Here is a 20551-nt window from a genome sequence, read left to right as displayed (position 1 = left end):
GGTGGCATCGTACGGCGGACCGTCGTAGAGATGTCGCTGAGTTTAGATGGATTCGTGCCGTCTCACGCCCCGGCGTGACGGTTGCCAGGTGTAGCCATGGACATCAGAAAGATCGGCGTAATCGGCGCCGGACAGATGGGCAACGGGATCGCGCATGTCGCGGCGCTCTCGGGCATCGACGTGGTGCTGCACGATCTGTCGGAGGACCGGATCCGGTCGGGGCTCGCCACCATCAATGGCAATATGAGCCGCCAGCTCTCCAAGAACCTGATCTCCGAGGAAGAGCGCCAGCAGGCGCTGCTGCGCATCACGCCCGGCCCCAAGCTCGACGATTTCGGCGACTGCGACATGGTCATCGAGGCCGCGACCGAGAACGAGCAGGTCAAGGTCAAGATCTTCCAGTCGGTGGTGCCGGTCGTCCGCCCCGACGCGATCCTGGCGAGCAACACCTCGTCGATCTCGATCACCCGGCTCGCCTCCGCGACCGACCGGCCCGAGCGCTTCATCGGCATCCACTTCATGAATCCGGTGCCGGTCATGCAGCTCGTCGAGCTGATCCGCGGCATCGCGACCGAGGACGAGACCTTCGAAGCCTCCAAGGCCTTCGTCAGCCGGCTCGGCAAGACGGTGGCGGTGGCCGAGGATTTCCCGGCCTTCATCGTCAACCGCATCCTCCTGCCGATGATCAACGAGGCGATCTACACCCTCTATGAGGGCGTCGGCTCGGTGGAGGCGATCGATACCGGCATGCGGCTCGGCGCCAATCATCCGATGGGCCCGCTGCAGCTCGCCGACTTCATCGGCCTCGATACCTGCCTGTCGGTCATGCAGGTGCTCTACGAAGGTCTCGCCGATTCCAAGTACCGGCCCTGCCCGCTGCTGGTGAAATATGTCGAGGCCGGCTGGCTCGGGCGGAAGACCCAGCGCGGCTTCTACGACTATCGCGGCGAACGGCCGGTTCCGACCCGCTGATACCCGCCTCTTTCAGCGATCGTGCCAAGGCTTCGTTAAGCCGCGGCGGTTAGCTCTTGCACGAGCCCGCACGGATGCGGGCGCGCAGGCGAAGGATCGCGCGATGTCGACTGACAGCATCGTCGGAGCCATGGTCGGCATGGCCATGGATCGCACCCAGATCGGGCTTCAGGCGGCCATGGTGCGCCAGGAGGTCAAGGCCGATCAGGAACTGGTCGCCCTGCTCGCCAATGCCGCCCAGGCGGCGCCGGCCCCCGCTCCCGGCACTGGGCTGATCGTCGACAAGACCGCCTGACGACGGGCTGTCCGCGATCGCGGGCAAGGACGCCACGGCAGCGCCGCACGCCGCGTTTCAGGTCGATACGTCCAGCAGCCGGCATTGCCGTGGTTCGAGGCTCGCTGCAGCGCGTGAGACCGCGATGGAACGACCGTGCCGGGCGCCGAAGCGCACGCGGAACGCAGTGCGCCACATGATTGCGCCTCAGCGAAACCGCAGGATGAAGCGTTCCACCGGCGGCTCCCAGAGGTCGAGGCCGCGCGGATCGGGCAGCAGCGCGTGTCCGTCATGGACGAAATCCGGCAGGGCGACGAACTCCGCCGCGCCGCCGGCGCGGGTGAAGGCCTGGTGCAGCCGGCGCGCCAGCACCGGTGGAAACGACCGGTCGTTGGCGCTGTAGAGCCAGAGCATGGGCGTGCGCGCCCGCCGCCCCAGCACGGCCGCGTCGCGCACCAGTTCGTCGAGAGCACAGGTCTGGCCGGTCTCGCCGGACCGGCCGAGACGGCCGCCGGCGAAATTGATGATGCCGGCCACCGCCGGGTGGTTCTCCGCGGCGAGCGCCAGCATGGCCCAGCCCCCGGTCGACTGGCCGATGGCGATGACGCCGTCGTCGCGCACGAAAGGCTGCGCCGTCAGGGCGTCGACCGCGGCCGCGACATCGGCGGCATCCGCCCGGCCGCCCGCGACATGGCTCGGCCGCCGGCAGGCGAAACGTTCGGCCCGCTCGCCGCCGCTCAGGCCGTAGCCGCGCCGATGCACCACCGCCACGACATAGCCGCGCTCGACGAACCAGTTGACCGCATGTGCGTAGACACCGTGCCGCGGCTCGCGGTTGCGCGCCGCATCGCCCGAGGTGTGGTGGGTCATCACCACGAGACGGCGCGGTGCATCGTCGCGCGGCCGGTAGACCAGCGCCGCGATCGTCCGGCCCTCGTCGGCCGGATGCGGGATGCGCCAGACCTGCTCGCGGTGGGGCGAGCCCTCAGCGCCTTCGGGCCCGGCGGTCTCGGCTGCCGCCCCGCCGAGGCCGGCCAGCAGCACGACCAGCTGGACGAGGCCGGCGAGCCACATCCGCCGGCCGATACCCGCGCCCGGCCTCATCCCCGCACGAGATCGCCGAGCAGGCTCGCCGCGACCGTCGCCTTGGAGACGGTGAGGCCCGAGCCGGCGATCTCCGACACCGCCGTGCGAATGCGCTCGGCGCGCGCCCCGTGCACCGCCATCCAGGCGGCCACGGCCTCGTCGCCGACGACGTCGCCGCCATTGACCATGTCGGCGGTGATGCGCCGCTCGGCGTTGGCGATGCCATCGAGCGCCCGGTCGAGCGCCAGCCGGTCGAAATAGTCGGTCACCGTGATCGCCCGCGCCGCGGTCTTCACCGCGTCGAGCTTGAACACGGCCGCAGCGGCGAAGGTGGTGGCGGCGACCTCGGCCACCGGCCGGCCGGTCTCGTCGGCGACCGCGACGATGTCGGGCGCGGTGGCGAGATGGTCGAGGCTCGCCAGCACACCGGCCAGCGGATCCGGCACGCCGGCGCCCTGCAGCTCGGCCGTGCGCGCCGCCCGCGCGGCCGCGGCGTCCGGCGGCAGCGCCGTGTCGAGGCTTGCCGCCACCGCCTCGATGCCGGCCCGGTGGTGGGCCACCACGTCGGCGAGGCCTTTGCTCAGATCGACGTTGCGGATGAACCAGACGACCCGGTCGATCAGCAGATTCTGGATCTGTGCGTAGAGATCGAGCTGCAGGCTGCCGGCGATCCTGTTGTCGAGGCCGTCGAGCTCGGTGTTGAGCGCGGTCATGCCATAGGCGTCGCGCACGGCCGCGAAGGCCGAGGCGATGGTGGAGACGTCGGCGCCGGTCTGGTCGGCCAGGCGCACCACGAAGGTCGGGCCGCCACGGTTGATCATCGAATTGGCGAGCCCCGTCGCGATGATCTCGCGGCGCAGCCGGTGGCCTTCGATGGCGTCGGGGAAACGGTCCTGGATCGGCCGCGGGAAGTAGCGCACGAGCTCGCGGCCAAGATAGGGATCGTCCGGCACGCTGGAGGCGAGCAGATCGTCGTAGAGATCGAGCTTGGCATAGGCGAGCAGCACCGCCAGCTCCGGCCGGGTCAGCGGGTCGCCACTGCGCCGGCGCTCGGCGAGCTCAGCCTCGTCGGGCAGATATTCCACCGCGCGGTCGAGCTTGCCCTGGGTCTCCAGGCTCTGCATCAGCCGCTGCTGGAAGCCGAGCTCCTCCAGGCCACGCTTCTGCGACAGCGACAGGGCCAGGGTCTGCAGATAGTTGTTGCGCAGCACGAGCTGGCCCACCTCCTCGGTCATCTCAGCGAGCAGGCGGTTGCGATCGTCCAGGCTGAGCCGACCGTCGGTCTCCGGCGTCTTCAGCGCGATCTTGATGTTGACCTCGACGTCCGAGGTGTTGACGCCGGCGGAGTTGTCGATCGCATCGGTATTGATGCGCACGCCGCGCCGGCCCGCCTCGATGCGGCCCTTCTGGGTCACGCCGAGATTGGCGCCCTCGCCCACCACCTTGGCCCGGATGTCGAGCCCGGTGATGCGGATCGCGTCGTTGGCGCGGTCGCCGGCCTGGTCGTTGGTCTCCGCGCTGCCGCGCACATAGGTGCCGATGCCGCCGAACCAGAGCAGATCGACCGGCATTTTCAGGATGGCGTTCATCACCTCCTGCGGCGTCGCCTCGGGCCTCGGCAGGCCGAGCATGACCTGGGCATGGGCCGAAAGCGTGATCGACTTCGACGACCGCGAATAGACGCCGCCGCCTTCCGAGATGAGAGCCTTGTCGTAGTCGACCCAGGACGAGCGTGGCAGGTCGAACAGCCGCTTGCGCTCGGCCCAGGACTTCGCCGGGTCCGGATCCGGATCGAGGAAGATGTCGCGATGGTCGAAGGCGGCGTTGAGGCGGATGGTCTTTTCCAGCAGCATGCCGTTGCCGAACACGTCGCCCGACATGTCGCCGACGCCGGCGACCGTGAAGGGCGTCACGCCGATATCGACGCCCATCTCGCGGAAATGCCGCTTCACGGCCTCCCAGGCACCGCGGGCGGTGATGCCCATGCCCTTGTGGTCGTAGCCCTGGCTGCCGCCGGAGGCGAAGGCATCGCCGAGCCAATGGCCCTTCTCCTCCGACAGGCCGTTGGCCGTGTCGGAAAAGGTCGCCGTTCCCTTGTCGGCCGCCACCACCAGATAGGGATCGTCATCGTCATGGCGGACGGTATCGGCCGGCGGCTCGATGCCCTGCGCGGTGATGTTGTCGGTGAGCTGCAGGAGCGAACGCACGAAGATGCGATAGGCCTCGGTGCCCTCGGCGAGCCAGGCATCGCGCTGGGTGACCGGCGGCAGGCGCTTCGGCACGAAGCCGCCCTTGGCGCCGACCGGCACGATCACCGCGTTCTTCACCTGCTGCGCCTTGACGAGGCCGAGCACCTCGGTGCGGAAATCCTGCGGCCGGTCGGACCAGCGCAGGCCGCCGCGCGCGACCTTGCCGAAGCGCAGATGCACACCCTCGACCCGCGGCGAATAGACGAAGATCTCGTAGAGCGGCTTCGGCGCGGGCAGACCGTCGATGCGCTTCGATTCGAACTTGATGGCGATCGTCGGCCGGACCCGGCCGTCCTGCCCGATCTGGTAGAAATTGGTGCGCACCGCGGCCTGGACCAGATTGATGAAGCCGCGCAGGATGCGGTCCTCGTCCAGCACCGAGACATGGCCGAGCGCCTCCTCGAGCCGCGTGACGATCTCCTGCTGCTTCACCTGCCGTTCCTCGATCGACAGCGCCAGGCGCGGATCGAAGCGCAGGTGGAACATCAGCACCACGCCCTTGGTGACGCTCGCGTGCTTGCGCAGCGTGGTCCACAGATAGTCCTGGCTGAACGGCAGGCGGATCTGCCAGAGCACGCGGGCGAGCGTGCGGATCAGCGCGACGTCGCGCCAGCCGAGCGCGGCCTCCAGCGTCAGGGCGTTGAAGCCGTCGCTTTCGGCTTCGCCGCGCATGACCGCCATCAGCGCCGCCTCGAGCTTGTCGTCCAGCGCTTCGAGATCGATCACCGCACCGCCCGGACGGGTCAGCGACATGTCGTGCAGCCAGATGATCTCCGAACCGCCGCCGGCCGGCATCACCTCGTAGGTGCGCTCGTCGACCACGGCGAAGCCCATGGCCTCCAGGATCGGCACCCGCTGCGACAGCGGGATCGGATTGCCGCGGGCGAACACTTTCAGGCCGGCCTCGGCCTTGTTAGCCGGCTCCGAGCGATAGAAGTCGATGGCGATCGGGCGCTGCTCGGACAGGCCCTCGATGATCCGGATATCGCCGATCGCGGTCTCCGGCGTCACCGCCTCGCGATAGGCCGCCGAGAACGCGTCGCGATAGCGGCCGACGAGGGTCGTCGCCTTGCCCGGATCGTGGGCGAGGGTGAGGGCCTGGCCGAGCCCGTCGCTCCAGCTTCTCACGATGCGCGTGACGGCGCTTTCCAGCACGGCGCGCTCGACCTGCGGCGTCGCGCCGTCGTCGCGACCGATGATGTAGTGGATGCGGGTCAGCGTGCCGTCGGGATAATAGGGATAGAAGGCCGAAATCCGCCCCTTGAAGGCGCCGGCGAGATATTGCCCGATCTGGGCGCGCACCGTCGTGTCGTAGCGGTCGCGCGGAACATAGACGAGGATCGAGACGAAGCGGTCGAACCGGTCCGCCCGCGCCAGCACGCGCACGCGCGGCCGCTCGTCGAGCTGCAGCACCAGCAGCGAATGGGAGAACAGCGTCTGGTCGTCGATCTGGAACAGCTCGTCGCGCGGGTAGCTTTCCAGCACGTTGACCAGGGCCTTGCCGGAATGGCCGTCGGGATCGAAGCCGGCGCGGGCGAGCACCTTCTCCACCTTGCGCCGGAGGTAGGGGATGGTCTTGGCCGAACGGGTATAGACGGTCGAGGTGAACAGGCCGACGATGCGCAGCTCGCCGACCAGCTCGCCGGAGCGGTCGAACCGCTTGACGCCGATATAGTCCATGTGGACGCGGCGGTGCACGCGCGAGCGCACATTCGCCTTGGTGATGATCAGCGGCACCGGCTGCATCAGGAATTCGCGCGTTTCCGGCGTCATGGTGACGAGCTCGGTGCCGCGCCTGAGGATGCGCACATTCTCGTCGCGCAGTATGCCGAGACCGGATTCGAATTCCGGTTCCAGCTGCCCGTCGGCGAGGCCGCCGACATAGGCATAGTCGCGCAGGCCGAGCAGCGTGAAGTTGTTCGCCGCCAGCCATTCCAGGAACTGGATGCCCTCGGCCATTTCGGTGACCGGCAGGACCGGGTTGTTCTTGAGATCGTCGATGATGCTGCCGAGACGGGCCAGCATCGGCTTCCAGTCGGCGACGCAGATGCGCACGTCGGCAAGCGTCGCCTCGAGCTCGGCGACCAGCGCGGCCCGGCGCGCTTCGTCGGCGATGCGTGCGACATGGATATGGATGACGCTTTCGCGCAGCGAGGGCGGCTCGCCGTGCTCGAAGCGGCGATAGGCGGAGAGCGCACCGTTCGGCTCGCGCTCGACGGTGATGATCGGATGCGCGACGAGGCGGATATCGGCGCCCTGCTCGGCCAGCACGCCCATCACCGAATCGACCAGGAAGGGCATGTTGTCGTTGACCACCTCGATGACGGTGATCAGGCCGACCGCCGAGCCCGGCGAGGGCGGCGCGGGATCGTCGAGGCGGATCGTGCTCTGGCCGGCCGCCCGCCTGGCAAGGTTGGCGAAGCTCGCCGCCGCAAGGCTCGCGAGATCGCGCGCATCGTAGACGACCACGTCTTCGGGCGCGGCCCGCCCGAACAGATCGGCCACATAGCTTTCTGGGATGTCGCCGAGGGTGCCCCTGAGGATGATCGTCGCCTGCTCGATGATGCCTGCCGTTCCGCTCGCATCCTCGGTCCGGTTGGTCATGCTCTGCTCCCTTGGCTCATACCGGCTGCTCTTGTCGGCCCTGGCGGCCAAGCATGACCACGCGATCGGACTGCCGTAAAGACAATTTCCACCGCTACCGAGGGCGGCCGAGGTCATGCTACGAGGCTGTGACCGCATCAAGACGTGGCCGCCCGCAGGGGAGCCACCGCGCAGGGGAGGAACGCCATGGGCGAGATGCTCGCGAACAGGACCGAGGAGCCGATCGCCCTCGATCTGCCCGAATCGACGCTCGACGCGGAAATGGAAGCCTATTTCCAGAAGTGCCGCGACAAGATCGGCTATGTGCCGAACGTGCTCAGGGTCTATGCCCACGACCTTGCCAAGCTCAAGGCTTTCGTCGCCATGTACAACGACCTGATGCTGGCACCGTCCGGCCTCAGCAAGCTCGAGCGCGAAATGATCGCGGTGGCCGTGTCGTCGGTGAACCGCTGCTACTACTGTCTGGTGGCGCATGGGGCGGCGGTTCGCCAGCTCTCGGGCGACCCGGTGCTCGGCGAACAGCTGGTCATGAACTATCGCGTCGCGCGACTCGAGCCGCGCCAGCGCGTCATGCTCGATTTCGCCGTCAAGCTGACGGAAACGCCCTGGACCGTCGGCGATGCCGACCGGGAGGGCCTGCGCGCCGCCGGCTTCAACGACCGCGACATCTGGGACATCGGCGCGGTCGCGGCCTTCTTCAACATGTCGAACCGGTTCGCCGCGGCGACCGACATGCGGCCGAACGCCGAATATCACGCGAGCGCCCGCTGAGGCGGCGGGGCTGGCAATCGCCGGCCCTTCGCCTACATTGCAGCCAGAAGTATCCTTTGCGTTTTCGCGGAGCCCCAGCCATGGCGATGAACGCCGTCTATCGCGGGCCGGCTGATCTTCCCGACGTCATCCCGGTCTTTCCGCTGCCCGGCGCCCTGCTGCTGCCGCGTGGCCAGCTGCCGCTCAATATTTTCGAGCCGCGCTATCTTGCCATGATCGACGACGCACTGGCCTCCGGCCACCGGATCATCGGCATGGTGCAGCCCGTGCCGGCCGAGGAGGATGCCAAGCGCCCGACCCTTGCCGATATCGGCTGCGCCGGCCGCATCACCCAGTTCTCCGAGACCGGCGACGGCCGCTACATGCTGAGCCTGACCGGCATTGCCCGTTTCAGGATCGTCAGCGAGGTCCTCGCGACCACGCCCTACCGGCAGGCCAAGGCCGACTTCCAGTCCTTCGCGGCCGATTTCGAGGCGCGCGTCGGCGAGGAGGCGGTCGACCGCGACAGCCTCCTGAAGGCGCTGAAGGAGTTCCTGGAAGCGAACAACATGGAAGCGGACTGGGATGGCATCCGGCGGGCGCCGACGGAGGCGCTGGTCAATGCCCTCTGCATGATGTCGCCCTGGGGCGTTCGTGAGAAACAGGCGCTCCTGGAGGCACCCGACCTGAAGACGCGCGCGGCGCTGCTGGTCGCGGTGACCGAGGTCGCCCTTGCCAAGGACCAGACATCGGACGAAAAGCCTTCGCTGAACTGATTGCCGCGCTGCCCGCAGGGCCCGGCATCGCCAATGGACCGAACGATGAGCAATGACGAGACGACCGCCGGCCCGGACGGGACGCCGCCTTCCGACCCGCGCATGGCCGTGCCGCCGACGCGCCCGGGAACCGTCGATCCACGCCTTCTCGAAGTGCTGGTCTGTCCGGTCACCAAGGCGAGCCTCGTCTACGACGCCGAAGCCAACGAGCTGATCTCGCGCGCCGCGCGGCTCGCCTATCCGATCCGCGACGGCATTCCCATCATGCTGCCGGAAGAAGCGCGGCCGCTGGCGGACTGACGGCCCAAGGGGCGCGCAGCCCGCTGCCGCCCATGCGGGCCGGCCTCGACACGGCCCCGGTTCCGAGCCTTCGCGATCGGCGGAGATGACGCCGGAACGCGTGGGCGGCCGCCCTGCCCCTGGCTGCGGACATCACCGGCCCGCCCATCGGCGAAAGTCGCGCACCGCCATGTGTCGCCATGCGCCGCCCGGCCATCCGGGCCTGATCCATCATATATCTGATATATGCTCCGCCCCCCATGATGGATCTGGACGGTGCTGCCGGGCCGATGACATCCTCCCAAAAAACACGCGGGAGGAAGAGCGGCCATGGCGCCAGCAGTAGAAGCCTCTTTGCCGAGCGATGTCACCAGTCGGATTGCTTCGCGCGGCAGAGGTATTACCTGGAACGAACTTCCGGACGATATCAAGACGACTTCGCGTCAATGTATTCTCGACTGGTTCGGCGTGACGATTGCCGCGCGGGACGAAGATCTGGTCCGGATCCTCACCGAGGACGCGCTGCATGACGGCGGCCATCCGGCGGCAACGCTCGTCGGCCAGCCGCTCAAGGTCTCCGTCCGGCAGGCCGCGCTCGTCAACGGAGCCGCGAGCCACGCCCTCGACTATGACGACGTCAGCTACGCGATGGGCGGCCATCCGACCGTCGCCGTCCTGCCCGGCCTGCTCGCGCTCGCCGAGGAGCGCAGGGCCTCGGGCGCGGCGCTGCTGACCGCCTTTGTCGCCGGCTACGAAGTCGGCGGCATGATCGGCCTCCTGGTGGCGCCGAGCCATTATGCGCGCGGCTTCCACGCCACGGCGACGGTCGGCAGCTTCGCGTCGGCCGCGGCCTGCGCGCGGCTGCTCGATCTCGACGCGCAGGCGACACGGCGCGCCCTCGGCATTGCCGGCACCCAGGCCGCCGGCCTGAAGGCGCAGTTCGGCACGATGTGCAAACCCCTGCACGCCGGCAAGGCCGCCGAGAACGGCCTGATGGCAAGCCGGCTCGCGGCGCGCGGCTTCACCTCGCGGACCGACATTCTCGAATGCGTCCAGGGCTTTGCGGCCACGCAGAGCGACGACTTCGACGCCGAAGCGGCGCTGCGGCCACCGGTTGGCGGCTTTCACCTCCGCAGCAACCTGTTCAAGTTCAACGCCGCCTGCTTCGGCACCCACGGCACGATCGAGGCGCTGCGGCGGCTGCGCGCCGACAACGACGTCGCACCCGGCAGCATTGCCGCCGTCCACGTCATGGTCGAGCCCGGCGCGGACCGGATGTGCAATATCCGCGAACCGGCCACGGGGCTCGAGGCCAAGTTCAGCCTGCGGTTCAACGCCGCCCTGAGCCTGCTCGGCCGCGATACGGCGGCGCCGCAGACCTATTCGGATGCAGCGACCGCCGATCCCGATCTCGTGCGCCTGCGCGACCGGGTCGTCGTCCACCCGATGCCGCCGGGATGGAGCCATTCGCTGACGGAATGCACCGTCGAGCTTCAGGACGGACGGCGCCTTTCCGCCCGGCACGACGTCGGCATCCCCGCCGCCGACCTGGCGGAGCAGGGCCGGCGCATCCGCGGCAAGTTCATGAGCCTTGCCGGCCCACGCCTCGGCGAGGCGCGCGCGCACCGGCTGGCGGAGGCCGTCGAAGGCCTCGATGCCGGTTCCGACATTGCCGGCCTCATGGCTCTCGCCCGCCCCTGACGCCGGGCTTCGGACCTCGCCGGGCGGCTGCACGCCGACGCGGCACGACAACTTCAGGACAGATCCATGCCCCAACCCGACTTCATGACCAAGGCCGACGACTGGCCGAAAGGCAATCGCTACGAGGATTTCGAGCCCGGCCGCGTGTTCCACCATCACTGGGGACGCACGATCACCCAGGCCGAGAACGCGTTGTTCACGACCCTCACGCTGCATTTCAACCCGCAATATTTCAACGCCGAATTCGCGAGGGCGATGGGCCACCCGGAGCCGCCGATCAACCCGCTCCTGGTCTTCAACACCGTGTTCGGCATGTCGGTGGAGGACCTCTCCGAGGGCGGCGGGCCGTTCCTCAGCGTGGAAGAGCTGTCCTATCGCAAGCCCGTCTATCCCGGCGACACGATCTTCGCCCGCTCGACCGTGGTCGAGCGCCGCCTCTCGGGCAGCAATCCCGCCATGGGCATCGCCAAGTGGCACACCGAGGGCCTCAACCAGCACGGCGAGCTCGTCTGCGACTTCAAGCGCTCCAACCTGATCAACAGGCGCAACCCATGAGCTACATGACCGACGAACGCCGCATGATCCAGGAGGCGGCACGCGAATTCACCCTGAAGGAAGTGCTGCCGGTGGCCAACAGGCTCGACCCGGTGGAGGGCGAGATCCCGATGGCGCTGCGCGAGAAGCTCGCGGAGATGGGCTATTTCGGCATCCTCATTCCCGAGGAATATGGCGGTCTCGGCCTCGGCTGCTTCGAATATTGCCTGATCACCGAGGAGCTGGCGCGCGGCTGGATGTCGGTCGCCTCGCTGATCGCGCGCGGCAACAGCCTCATCGGCATGGAGAAGATGAGCGACGAGCAGCGTCGCGCCTATGTGCCGAAAATAGCGCGCGGCGAAATCCTTGGTGCCTTCGCGATGTCGGAACCGGGCGCTGGATCGGACATCGCCAACATTTCCTGCCGCGCCCGCCGCGACGGCGACTCTTACGTGATCACCGGCAGCAAATACTGGTGCACCTTCGCCGACGGCGCCGACTTCCTGATCGTCATCGCCCGCACCGGCGAAGGCAAGCGCCGCCACGAGGGCCTCTCCGCCTTCATGATCCCGAAGAAGCGCGGCGAACTGCCGGACGGCGTCCAGGGCAATCCGATCCCGAAGATCGGCTATTTCGGCTGGAAGACCTGGGAGCTCGCCTTCGACGGCTGCCGGGTGCCCGCCGACTGGATGATCGGCGAGGAGGGCAAGGGTTTCTATCTGGCGACCCACGGACTGGAAAAGGCGCGCGCCCATACCGCGGCCCGCGCCATCGGCCTCGCGCGTGGGGCGCTCGAGGATTCCATCGCCTATGCCGGCGGGCGGGTGCAGTTCGGCGAGCCGATCAGCCAGTTCCAGGCGATCCGCTTCAAGATCGCCACCATGGCGACCGAGATCGAGGCCGCGCGCCAGCTCATGTACCACGTCTGCACCGAGATCGACTCGGGCCGGCGCTGCGACCTGGAAGCCTCCATGGTCAAGCTGTTCGCCTCGGAAATGGCCGAACGCGTCACCTCCGAGGGCATCCAGATCCATGGCGGCGCCGGCTACACCAAGCTGCATGCTGTCGAGCGCTACTGGCGCGATGCGCGCCTCACCAAGATCTTCGAGGGCACCTCCGAGATCCAGCAGCGCGTGATCTCCGACCGCATCCTGGGGAGGTGAGCCATGAAGCTCTCCGACTATACCGGCAAGACCAATTATTTCGAGGACTTCAAGGTCGGCGCCGTCATCCGGCACGCCCGCGGCAAGACCCTGGAACCGCTCGAGCAGGTCATGATCACCAACCTCGTGATGAACACGGCCGAAGGCCATTTCAACGAGGACCTGATGCAGAAGAACGCCTCCGGCAGCGCCTTCGCCGGCGGCCGGCGGGTCAGCTTCGGCGGCGTCAACATCGCCATGTTCATCGGCCTCGCCGCCCAGGACACCGCGGAAAACGCCATCGCCGAGATCGGCATGGATGGCATCCGGCTGATGCGGCCGGTGTTTCACGGCGACACGCTCTACGCCTATTCCGAGGTGCTGGAGACCAGGCCCGCCGACCGTCCCGATGCCGGCATCGTCCGCTTCAAGCATTACGGCGTGAAGCAGGACGGCCAGCAGATCTTCGAAGGCGAGCGCACCGTGATGATCAAGCGCCGCAGCCATTGGGGAGACCGGTGATGGCCGCGACCGGTTTCGGGGCGCTCGACGGCATCCGCGTCATCGACCTCACGCAGATGCTCGCCGGCCCCTTCTGCACACAGCTGCTCGCCGACCAGGGTGCCGAGGTCATCAAGATCGAGCCCTTGGAGGGCGACAACACCCGCACGAGCGGCCCGTTCCATGCCGACGACCGCCTGCGCGCCTTCGGCGGCTACTACGCCTCGGTGAACCGCAACAAGCGCTCCATCGCGATCGATCTGAAGACCGAGGAAGGCAAGAAGATCCTGCTCGATCTGATCGCCTCCGCCGATGTCCTGGTCGAGAACTATCGCGCCGGAGTCATGGACCGGCTCGGCCTCGGCTACGAGGCCCTGCGCGCGCGCAATCCAAGGCTCGTCTACGGGGCCATCCGCGGCTTCGGCGACCCGCGCACCGGCGCGAGCCCCTATGCCGACTGGCCGGCCTTCGACGTGGTGGCGCAGGCCATGGGCGGGCTGATGCAGATCACCGGCCCCGACCGCGACACGCCGATCAAGGTCGGCCCCGGCGTCGGCGATCTGATGCCCGCGGCCATGTGCGCCTTCGGCATCCTCGCCGCGGTCGTCCACGCGGGGAAGACCGGCCGCGGCCAGTTCGTCGACGTGTCCATGGTCGACAGCGTCCTGTCGCTCTGCGAGCGGATCGTTCACCAGCATGCGTTTCAGAACGTCGTGCCGCACCCGGAAGGCAATCGCCATCCGCTGATCGCGCCGTTCGGCCTGTTCCGGGCCGCCGACGGCTGGGTGACGATCGCCTGCCATACCGATGCCTGGTGGGCCCTGCTGTGCCGGCTGATCGGGCGCGGCGACCTGATCGACGACCCGCGCACGGCCACCTCGCCGGCGCGCGTCGCCCATCGCGACCTCGTCTATGACGAGATCGGCGCCTTCACGGCAACGAAGACCAAGGCCGAGCTGCTCGCCCTGCTCGGCGGCAAGGTGCCGTTCGGTCCGGTCTACGACGTCGCCGACATCGTCGCCGACCCGCATTTCAAGGCGCGCGACATGGTGGTCGCCCTGCCGCATCCCGGGCTCGACCGCCCGATCGCGGTGGCCGGCATCCCGATCAAGATGACCGAGACGCCGGGGGCCGTCACGCGCCATGCCCCGCTCCTCGGCCAGGATACCGACGCGATCCTCGCCGAGCTCGGCCGCTCTCCCGAACGCATCGCCGCTCTGCGGTCGGCCAAGGCGGTCGGCTAGCCGCGGTCGCTTCGTCCTCCCCACATCCGAAAGGCTCGTCCCATGGCCATCAGCCGCCCGCAGCGCCGCCGGCGCTCCCAGCTCTCGACGCCCGGCTCATCCGAAAAGATGATGCAGAAGGCGGCGAGCTCGAAAGCCGACCACGTCTTCCTCGACCTGGAAGACGCGGTTGCCCCGAACCAGAAGGTCGGCGCGCGCGCCAAGATCGTCGAGGCGCTCAACACGCTCGACTGGACCGGCAAGGTGCGCTGCGTGCGCATCAACGATCTGACCACGCCCTACGCCTATGAGGACATCATCGAGATCGTCGAGGGCGCGGGCGAGAACCTCGACACCATCATGATGACCAAGGTGCAGACGCCGGCCGACATCCTGTTCGCCGACAAGCTCCTGACCATGATGGAAAAGAAGCTTGGCCTGAGGAAGCGCATCGGCCTCGAGGCCCTGATCGAAGAGGTCGAGGGCATGCAGAACATCGACGAGATCGCCCGCTCCTCCGACCGGCTGGAATGCCTGATCTTCGGCATGGGCGACTTTTCCGCGTCCATGGGTGTCGACCTCAAGATGGTCGGCGTCGCCGACGGCTATCCCGGCGACATCTGGCATCATGCCCGCTTCCGACTGGTCATGGCCTGCCGCGCCGCCGGTATCGATCCGGTCGACGGCCCCTATGCCGACTTCCGCAATCCGGACGGCTATCGCGAGGAGGCCAAGCGCGCCATGGTGCTCGGCTGCGTCGGCAAATGGGCCATCCATCCGAGCCAGATCGACATCGCCCTGGATGTCTTCAGTCCGAGCCGCGAGGACGTCGACAGGGCCCGCGCGCTGGCCAAGGCCTATGCCGAGGCGGAAGCCCAGGGGCTCGGCGCCATCAATGTCGACGGCGTCATGGTCGACGTCGCCTCGATCCGCATCCTGCGCAACACGGTCCTGCGCAAGGCCGACCTTTACGGCCTGTGATCCCGACGACCGGCGCGGCCTGCACGGCCGCGCCTCCGCCCGCCTGTCCGGGCCCATAAGCAACACCCTATGGAGGAACATCATGGCAGGCTGCACCCGCCGTCAGGCCACGGTCTTTTCCGCGCTCTTCGCGCCGGCGCTGCTGACGGGGCGGGAGGCCGCTGCGCAGGTCAAGCTGCGCGTCTCGCTCGACACCTCGTCCACCCATATCCGCACGGTCCAGGTCGGGCGCTATCTCGATGCCTTGAAGCGGCGGTCCGACGGCGCCATCGAACCGGAACTGTTTCATTCCGGCCAGTTGTTCCGCGACCGCGACGTCGGGCGCGCACTGCGCCAGGGGTCCGTCGACATGGCGGTGCCGGGCACCTGGATCGTCACCGGCCTCGAGCCCAATGCCGACTTCGTCGCCCTGCCCGCGCTGTTCGGCCAGCCCCGCGAGGTGCTCTACAAGGTCTCCGACGGCGAGGTCGGCCAGACCATCAACAAGCTGCTGGAGGCCAAGCTCCGCATCAAGGTGATCGGGCCCTGGCTGGACCTCGGCTATTCCAACACCTATGCGGTCAAGCCGATCAGCCAGCCCGGCGACATGGCCGGCCTGAAGATCCGCACCTCCGGCGGCCATGGCCAGTTCCTGCGTGTCGACTTCTTCGGCGGCGTCCCGAACTTCACCGCCTGGCCGGACGTGCCGCTGGCGCTCAGCCAGGGCACTTTCGACGGTCTGATCAGCACCAATGAGAGCATCGCCTCGGCCAAGCTCTGGGAATCCGGCCTCAAATTCGCGCTGCAGGACTACCAGTTCTACGGGCAGTACATGCCCATGGTGAGCAATGCCTTCCTGCAGAAGGCTCCGGCCGAGGCGCGCAAGCTGATCGCCGATGTCTGGAACGAGATGATCGGCGACTTCCGCAACGAGGCGAATGCCGCCCAGGCCAAGGCCGGCGAGGCCATGGCCGCCAACGGCATGACCGTCACCGCCATCGACCAGTCGGTGCTCGCCGACATCCGCCGGCGCATGCTGCCGATGCAGGATCGGGTGGCCGGCGAACTGAAGCTCGATCCTGCGCTGGTCTCGAAGATCACCGCCGCCGCCTCGGCCTGAGGCCGCGCCCCGGCACGGCACGGCACGTCGTTGCCGCGGCCCGATCGGCCAATCGTCAGAAAAACATCGTGGGAGGGAAACACGTGACCTTGCGTGTCTGGGACGTGGTGGAACGATGGATCATCGGCATCCTCGCAACATCCGCGCTCGTCATCTGCCTCTGGCAGATCATCGGGCGCTATCTGTCGACCAGCTTCGCGACGAGCTGGGGCGAGGAGCTCTCCGTCTACCTGATCATCTGGGCGACGCTGCTGACCGCCAGCGGCCTCGTCCGCGACGACGGCCATGTCCGGGCCGATCTGATCGTGGCGCGACTCTCCGACGCGAACCAGCGGCGCGTCGAGATCTTCAACTGTGCGGTCGCCGTGGCGTTCTGCGCGGGCCTTGCCTGGTTCGGCTATCTCGTCACGCGCGATGCCTACGAGCTCGGCGAGCGCAGCATGACGTCGTTGAGCTTTCCCATGTGGCTCTACTATGCCGCGCTGCCGACCACGGCGGCGCTGATGACCGCGCGCTACGTCATCCGGCTCGTCCAGTTCGTCTTCTGGTACGACCCGGCAAAGATGCGGCTCCATTCGAACCAGGACAGCTGACGCCATGCCGGTTCAATCCTTAGCCGTCGTCTTTTTTGTTTTCCTCGCCCTCGGCATGCCGATCTACCTGGCGCTCGGCACGACCGCGGCGAGCCTCTTCCTCGCCTCCGGCCAACCGCTCATGGCTGTCGCCCAGAAGATGCTGGACGAGCTCAATTCGCCCCTGCTCCTCGCCGTACCCTTCTTCGTCATGGCGGCCGCCTTCATGCAGCGTGGCGGCATTGCCCAGGCGCTGGTGAACTTCGCTGCCGCCTGGCTCGGCACGGTCCGCGGCGGCCTCGGCGTCGTCACCGTCTTCGGCTGCGCCATGTTCGCTGCGATCTGCGGCTCGTCGGTCGCCACCGCGCTCGCGATGGGCACCATCCTTGTGCCGGCCATGGTGACGCGCGGCTATCCGCCGTCCTTCGCGGCCGGTACGGCGGCGGCGGCGGGCACGCTCGGCATCCTCATCCCGCCGAGCCTGCCGCTGATCCTGTTCGCGGTGCTCGCCGACGAGTCTGTGCCGCGCCTGTTCCTCGCCGGCATCATTCCCGGCCTCCTTCAGGCGACCCTGTTCATCGGCTGGGTGCTGCTCTACGGCCGGTTCAAGAACCTGCCGCCTGAGCCGGCAAAGAGCCTGCCGCAATTCGTCAGGGTCAATCTCACCGCGCTGCCGGCCCTGTCGCTGCCGGCCTGCATCGCAATCGGCATCTATGGCGGCTACACCACGGCGACCGAAGCCAGCGTCCTCGCCGCGGCCATCGCGCTGGTCGTGGCGCTGGTCTTCTATCGCGGCTTCCACTGGACCGAGACGCTGTCGGTCATGGGCGATTCCATCCGCAGCGCCGGCACCATCATGATCATCATCGCGACGGCGCTGGCCTTCGGCCACTGGATCACCGAGTCGGGCGTCGCTGCGGCCCTCGTGCGCTTCATCGTCGACCTCGGCGTCAGCTCCTGGCAGTTCCTGCTGTTCGTCAATGTCGTCCTGCTGATCATGGGCATGTTCCTGGAGGTGGCCTCGATCATGCTGATCACCATGCCGATCCTGATCCCGCTCCTGAAGCCGCTTGGCATCGACCCGATCCACTTCGCCATCATGGTCACGATCAACATGGAGCTGGCCTTGATCACCGCGCCGGTGGGGCTCAATCTTTTCGTCATGGCATCGGTCACCAAGCGGCCGCTGAGCGAGGTGATCCGCGGGGTCAATCCCTATCTCGCGCTCATGCTGCTGCTGCTCGCCATGGTCACGTTCCTGCCGGAGATATCGTTGTGGCTGCCCAGGAAGGTCTACGGTTGATCAGAAGCGAGCCGGTCGGCGACGATCGAGCCGGGATCGGCGCGATCAAGTCGGCCAAGCGCGTCCTGGAGGTGCTCGAGCTCTTTGCCGAGCGCCGCGAGGCACTTGGCGTCGGCGACGTGGTCGAGGCGCTGGGCTATCCGCAGTCCAGCACCTCGACCCTGCTGCGCAGCCTGGTGCAGCTCCACTATCTTCACTACGACCCGGCCACCCGCAAGTTCCTGCCGACCATGCGGGTGGCGTTGCTCGGCAGCTGGATCCACGACCGGCTGTTCACCAGCACCAGCCTGAACGCGCTGATGGAAGGGCTGCACAAGGCAACCGGCTATACGGTCCTGCTCGGCATGCAGAACGACATCTATGTCCAGTACATTCACCTCATCTCCGGCACGCTCGGCGAATGGTACATCAAGCCGGGCTCGCTCAGGCCCCTGTGCCGTGCCGCGGTCGGCAAGATCCTGCTGGCGCGCAAGCCGGATGTCGAAGTGCTCGGCCTGCTCCGCCGCATCAATGCCGAGGAGACCAATGCGGAGAGCCGCATCCGTCCGAACGACCTGTTCGAGGACCTGAACCGGATCCGCCGCGACGGCTATGCCTGGACGGAGGGCGCGGTAATCCCGACCAACGGCGTGGTGGCGATCGAACTGCCGACGCCGCCGTCGCAGCCGCCCATGGCGATCGGCATCGGGGCGGCCAACAGCCGCGTGCGCGCCGAACGGGACCGGCTCCTCTCCCTGCTGCGCGAGGCCGTGCATCCCTATGTCCAGTCCCGTCCCGCACCGTCCCTCTGACGATATCGGCCGGACGCTCCGGACGGTCGGCGTCACCGTCGCGATCCAGGCCATTCACTCGCTGGCGGTGCTGGCCATTCCCGTCATGCTGCCGGGCGCCGCATCGGCCATCGGCGTGGAAGCCCGTTTCGCCGGCCTGTTCACGGCGGTCGTCTATGGCACGTCGATCATCGCCATGCTGGTCCTGGCGAGTTCGATCAACCGCATCGGGCCGATGACGCTCTGCGTCTTCGCCACCGTCTCGGCCGCCGCCGGCCTCGCGCTGTTCGCGGGCGGCAGCCTGGCTTTTCTCGTCGCCGCAGCCGTCCTGCTCGGCCTCGCCTACGGCCCGATCACGCCGACCACAGCCGGCATTCTCGCAGGCCGCGTGCCGCAGCGCTGGTTCGGCCTCGTCTTTTCGCTGAAGCAGACCGGCGTGCCCATCGGATTTGCCGCCACCGGCCTTCTGGTGCCGCTGCTGGCCGGACTCTGGGGCTGGCAGCGCGCCAGCCTGGTCCTGGCCGGAGCGCTGATGATCGCCGCCGCCCTGATGCTCGCCCTGAGGCGGGCCTATGACGGCCGGCGCGCCGAGATCGCAACCGACACGTCCGGCCGCCTCGCGCCGCTCTTCCTCGTCCTGCGGCATCGGCAGTTGCGCGCCCTGGCGGTCGGCTCCGCCATGCTGCTGATCCCGCAGGCCTGCCTCGGCAGTTTCCTCGTCGCCTTCCTGATGGAGAAGGCCGCGCTGACCGCCATTGCCGCAGGCGGCATGCTCTCTGCCGCGCAGCTCGCCGGCATGATCTGCCGCGTGGTGTTCGGCGCACTGGCCGACCGGATGAAAGAACGGTTCACGCTGCTGGCCGGCCTCGGCGCTCTCTCGGCCTGCGGCACGGCGGCCACCGCAGCCGCGGAGGCGGGCTGGCCGCTCGCCGCCGTCACGCTGGCCTGCATCATCTATGGCGCCGGCGCGGTCGGCTGGAACGGTGTCGTGCTCGCCGAATTCGCCCGCTGGTCGCCCAAGGGCCAGGCTGCGGCGGTTTCGGCCGGCGCGACGGCGATCACCTATGCCGGAGCGGTGCTCGGGCCTGCCCTGTTCGGCCTCGCCGCCGGCACGATCGGCTACCGGATGAGCTTCCTGACGGTGGCGACGGTTGCCGGCCTCGCCGGCGGCTGGTTCGCGGCGGAAGGCCTGCGGATGCGGCGGCATGGCCTGCCGGATGCCGGCGCGGCCGAACCGCCAAGGACCGTGAACGCGGCCGAGCGCGACAGCCCGGCCTGAGACCTGCCCGCAACCGGGCGCCAGCCTTGCCGCAGCCGTGTGGCCGGTGCTGCCCCAGACTGAACGACCTGGGCGGTTGACACCGCCGGGCCTTTGAGGAACTATTTAGTTCCGGAACTAAATGGTACCATAAATGACCAACGCCCAGCTCGATCTCGCCTTCGCCGCCCTCGCCGACGCGACCCGCCGCGCCATCCTGGCCCGCCTGCTCGACGGCGAAGCTTCGGTCGCCGAGCTCGCCGCTCCCTTCGCCCTGACACCGCGCGCGATCAGCAAGCATGTCGGCGTGCTTGAAGCGGCCGGACTGGTGGCACGCAGCCGCGATGCCCAGCGCCGGCCGAGCCGCCTCAGGGCAGAGCCGCTCGCCGGCATCGACCGCTGGCTCGACCCCTATCGGGCTCTTTGGAACGCACGTTTCGACCGGCTCGAACGCCGGCTCGCCGAACAGTAAGGGAG

General features: G+C 68.1%; 19 protein-coding genes. 17 read left to right on the top strand and 2 right to left on the bottom strand.

Going from position 1 to position 20551, the window contains the following annotated elements; genetic code table 11:
- Nucleotides 1–96: 96 nt before the first annotated feature.
- Together OZ671_RS23735 and OZ671_RS23730 are read left to right on the top strand one after the other, a co-directional pair.
- Nucleotides 97–972 (top strand): 3-hydroxybutyryl-CoA dehydrogenase, encoded by an 876-nt coding sequence (locus tag OZ671_RS23735; RefSeq protein WP_038303333.1) that lies wholly within the window; start codon nt 97–99, stop codon nt 970–972.
- A gap of 103 nt (nt 973–1075) precedes the next feature.
- Nucleotides 1076–1267 carry a hypothetical protein gene (locus OZ671_RS23730; RefSeq protein ID WP_038303334.1) on the top strand — a complete coding sequence of 64 codons (192 nt, stop codon included), beginning with the start codon at nt 1076–1078 and terminating at the stop codon, nt 1265–1267.
- 186 nt (nt 1268–1453) lie between these two features.
- On the opposite strand, the gene OZ671_RS23725 is transcribed toward OZ671_RS23730, so the two are convergent.
- The gene (locus tag OZ671_RS23725; protein WP_268863021.1) at nt 1454–2350 is read right to left on the bottom strand and encodes an alpha/beta hydrolase family protein; all 897 of its coding nucleotides are present in this window, start codon (nt 2348–2350) and stop codon (nt 1454–1456) included.
- Entirely contained in the window at nt 2347–7185 is a 4839-nt protein-coding gene (locus OZ671_RS23720; protein WP_268863020.1) for an NAD-glutamate dehydrogenase, read from the bottom strand. Before OZ671_RS23720 ends, OZ671_RS23725 begins: the two co-directional genes overlap by 4 nt.
- 186 nt (nt 7186–7371) lie before the next feature.
- On the opposite strand from OZ671_RS23720, the gene OZ671_RS23715 reads away from it, so the two are divergent.
- The 15 genes from OZ671_RS23715 to OZ671_RS23645 all read left to right on the top strand — a co-directional run bounded on the left by OZ671_RS23715 (nt 7372) and on the right by OZ671_RS23645 (nt 20546).
- Entirely contained in the window at nt 7372–7956 is a 585-nt protein-coding gene (locus OZ671_RS23715) for a peroxidase-related enzyme (protein WP_268863019.1), read from the top strand.
- 80 nt (nt 7957–8036) lie between these two features.
- A complete protein-coding gene (locus OZ671_RS23710; RefSeq protein ID WP_268863018.1) occupies nt 8037–8711 on the top strand; it encodes an LON peptidase substrate-binding domain-containing protein in 675 nt (224 codons plus the stop codon).
- 102 nt (nt 8712–8813) lie between these two features.
- Nucleotides 8814–9011 (top strand): Trm112 family protein, encoded by a 198-nt coding sequence (locus OZ671_RS23705; RefSeq protein ID WP_038303382.1) that lies wholly within the window; start codon nt 8814–8816, stop codon nt 9009–9011.
- Between the two features lie 309 nt (nt 9012–9320).
- On the top strand, nt 9321–10691 hold the full coding sequence (locus OZ671_RS23700; protein ID WP_268863017.1) for an MmgE/PrpD family protein: 1371 nt from the start codon (nt 9321–9323) through the stop codon (nt 10689–10691).
- Between the two features lie 66 nt (nt 10692–10757).
- Entirely contained in the window at nt 10758–11246 is a 489-nt protein-coding gene (locus tag OZ671_RS23695) for a MaoC family dehydratase (protein WP_268863016.1), read from the top strand.
- On the top strand, nt 11243–12388 hold the full coding sequence (locus tag OZ671_RS23690; RefSeq protein ID WP_268863015.1) for an acyl-CoA dehydrogenase family protein: 1146 nt from the start codon (nt 11243–11245) through the stop codon (nt 12386–12388). The genes OZ671_RS23695 and OZ671_RS23690 overlap by 4 nt, the downstream gene beginning before the upstream one ends.
- Nucleotides 12389–12391: 3 nt before the next feature.
- Nucleotides 12392–12889, top strand: a complete 498-nt coding sequence (locus OZ671_RS23685) for a MaoC family dehydratase (RefSeq protein ID WP_038303355.1) — start codon at nt 12392–12394, stop codon at nt 12887–12889.
- On the top strand, nt 12889–14112 hold the full coding sequence (locus OZ671_RS23680) for a CaiB/BaiF CoA transferase family protein (RefSeq protein WP_268863014.1): 1224 nt from the start codon (nt 12889–12891) through the stop codon (nt 14110–14112). Before OZ671_RS23685 ends, OZ671_RS23680 begins: the two co-directional genes overlap by 1 nt.
- Nucleotides 14113–14154: 42 nt before the next feature.
- Entirely contained in the window at nt 14155–15072 is a 918-nt protein-coding gene (locus OZ671_RS23675) for an HpcH/HpaI aldolase/citrate lyase family protein (protein ID WP_268863013.1), read from the top strand.
- Between the two features lie 82 nt (nt 15073–15154).
- Nucleotides 15155–16171: a TRAP transporter substrate-binding protein DctP gene (dctP, locus tag OZ671_RS23670; protein WP_268863012.1), complete on the top strand. Its 1017-nt coding sequence runs from the start codon at nt 15155–15157 to the stop codon at nt 16169–16171.
- 83 nt (nt 16172–16254) lie between these two features.
- Nucleotides 16255–16764: a TRAP transporter small permease gene (locus OZ671_RS23665; RefSeq protein ID WP_268863011.1), complete on the top strand. Its 510-nt coding sequence runs from the start codon at nt 16255–16257 to the stop codon at nt 16762–16764.
- Nucleotides 16765–16768: 4 nt separating this feature from the next.
- The gene (locus OZ671_RS23660) at nt 16769–18046 is read left to right on the top strand and encodes a TRAP transporter large permease (RefSeq protein ID WP_268863010.1); all 1278 of its coding nucleotides are present in this window, start codon (nt 16769–16771) and stop codon (nt 18044–18046) included.
- Nucleotides 18043–18837, top strand: a complete 795-nt coding sequence (locus tag OZ671_RS23655; protein WP_268863009.1) for an IclR family transcriptional regulator — start codon at nt 18043–18045, stop codon at nt 18835–18837. Before OZ671_RS23660 ends, OZ671_RS23655 begins: the two co-directional genes overlap by 4 nt.
- A complete protein-coding gene (locus tag OZ671_RS23650) occupies nt 18806–20095 on the top strand; it encodes an MFS transporter (protein WP_268863008.1) in 1290 nt (429 codons plus the stop codon). The genes OZ671_RS23655 and OZ671_RS23650 overlap by 32 nt, the downstream gene beginning before the upstream one ends.
- Nucleotides 20096–20228: 133 nt before the next feature.
- Entirely contained in the window at nt 20229–20546 is a 318-nt protein-coding gene (locus OZ671_RS23645; RefSeq protein WP_268863007.1) for an ArsR/SmtB family transcription factor, read from the top strand.
- The last annotated feature ends 5 nt before the right edge of the window (nt 20547–20551 follow it).

This window comes from Phreatobacter sp. AB_2022a, from assembly GCF_026847585.1.
Lineage (GTDB): Bacteria > Pseudomonadota > Alphaproteobacteria > Rhizobiales > Phreatobacteraceae > Phreatobacter.
This window is presented reverse-complemented; position numbering and strand designations above follow the sequence as displayed.

What these genes read in the sequence shown, in the direction of transcription:
- OZ671_RS23685 (WP_038303355.1), top strand. Translation starts at nt 12,392, where the DNA reads ATGAAGCTCTCCGACTATACCGGCAAGACCAATTATTTCGAGGACTTC.
- OZ671_RS23660 (WP_268863010.1), top strand. Translation starts at nt 16,769, where the DNA reads ATGCCGGTTCAATCCTTAGCCGTCGTCTTTTTTGTTTTCCTCGCCCTC.
- OZ671_RS23700 (WP_268863017.1), top strand. Translation starts at nt 9,321, where the DNA reads ATGGCGCCAGCAGTAGAAGCCTCTTTGCCGAGCGATGTCACCAGTCGG.
- OZ671_RS23650 (WP_268863008.1), top strand. Translation starts at nt 18,806, where the DNA reads ATGTCCAGTCCCGTCCCGCACCGTCCCTCTGACGATATCGGCCGGACG.
- dctP (WP_268863012.1), top strand. Translation starts at nt 15,155, where the DNA reads ATGGCAGGCTGCACCCGCCGTCAGGCCACGGTCTTTTCCGCGCTCTTC.
- OZ671_RS23715 (WP_268863019.1), top strand. Translation starts at nt 7,372, where the DNA reads ATGGGCGAGATGCTCGCGAACAGGACCGAGGAGCCGATCGCCCTCGAT.
- OZ671_RS23680 (WP_268863014.1), top strand. Translation starts at nt 12,889, where the DNA reads ATGGCCGCGACCGGTTTCGGGGCGCTCGACGGCATCCGCGTCATCGAC.
- OZ671_RS23705 (WP_038303382.1), top strand. Translation starts at nt 8,814, where the DNA reads ATGGCCGTGCCGCCGACGCGCCCGGGAACCGTCGATCCACGCCTTCTC.
- OZ671_RS23720 (WP_268863020.1), bottom strand. Translation starts at nt 7,185, where the DNA reads ATGACCAACCGGACCGAGGATGCGAGCGGAACGGCAGGCATCATCGAG.
- OZ671_RS23645 (WP_268863007.1), top strand. Translation starts at nt 20,229, where the DNA reads ATGACCAACGCCCAGCTCGATCTCGCCTTCGCCGCCCTCGCCGACGCG.
- OZ671_RS23710 (WP_268863018.1), top strand. Translation starts at nt 8,037, where the DNA reads ATGGCGATGAACGCCGTCTATCGCGGGCCGGCTGATCTTCCCGACGTC.
- OZ671_RS23675 (WP_268863013.1), top strand. Translation starts at nt 14,155, where the DNA reads ATGGCCATCAGCCGCCCGCAGCGCCGCCGGCGCTCCCAGCTCTCGACG.
- OZ671_RS23725 (WP_268863021.1), bottom strand. Translation starts at nt 2,350, where the DNA reads ATGAGGCCGGGCGCGGGTATCGGCCGGCGGATGTGGCTCGCCGGCCTC.
- OZ671_RS23730 (WP_038303334.1), top strand. Translation starts at nt 1,076, where the DNA reads ATGTCGACTGACAGCATCGTCGGAGCCATGGTCGGCATGGCCATGGAT.
- OZ671_RS23690 (WP_268863015.1), top strand. Translation starts at nt 11,243, where the DNA reads ATGAGCTACATGACCGACGAACGCCGCATGATCCAGGAGGCGGCACGC.
- OZ671_RS23735 (WP_038303333.1), top strand. Translation starts at nt 97, where the DNA reads ATGGACATCAGAAAGATCGGCGTAATCGGCGCCGGACAGATGGGCAAC.
- OZ671_RS23695 (WP_268863016.1), top strand. Translation starts at nt 10,758, where the DNA reads ATGCCCCAACCCGACTTCATGACCAAGGCCGACGACTGGCCGAAAGGC.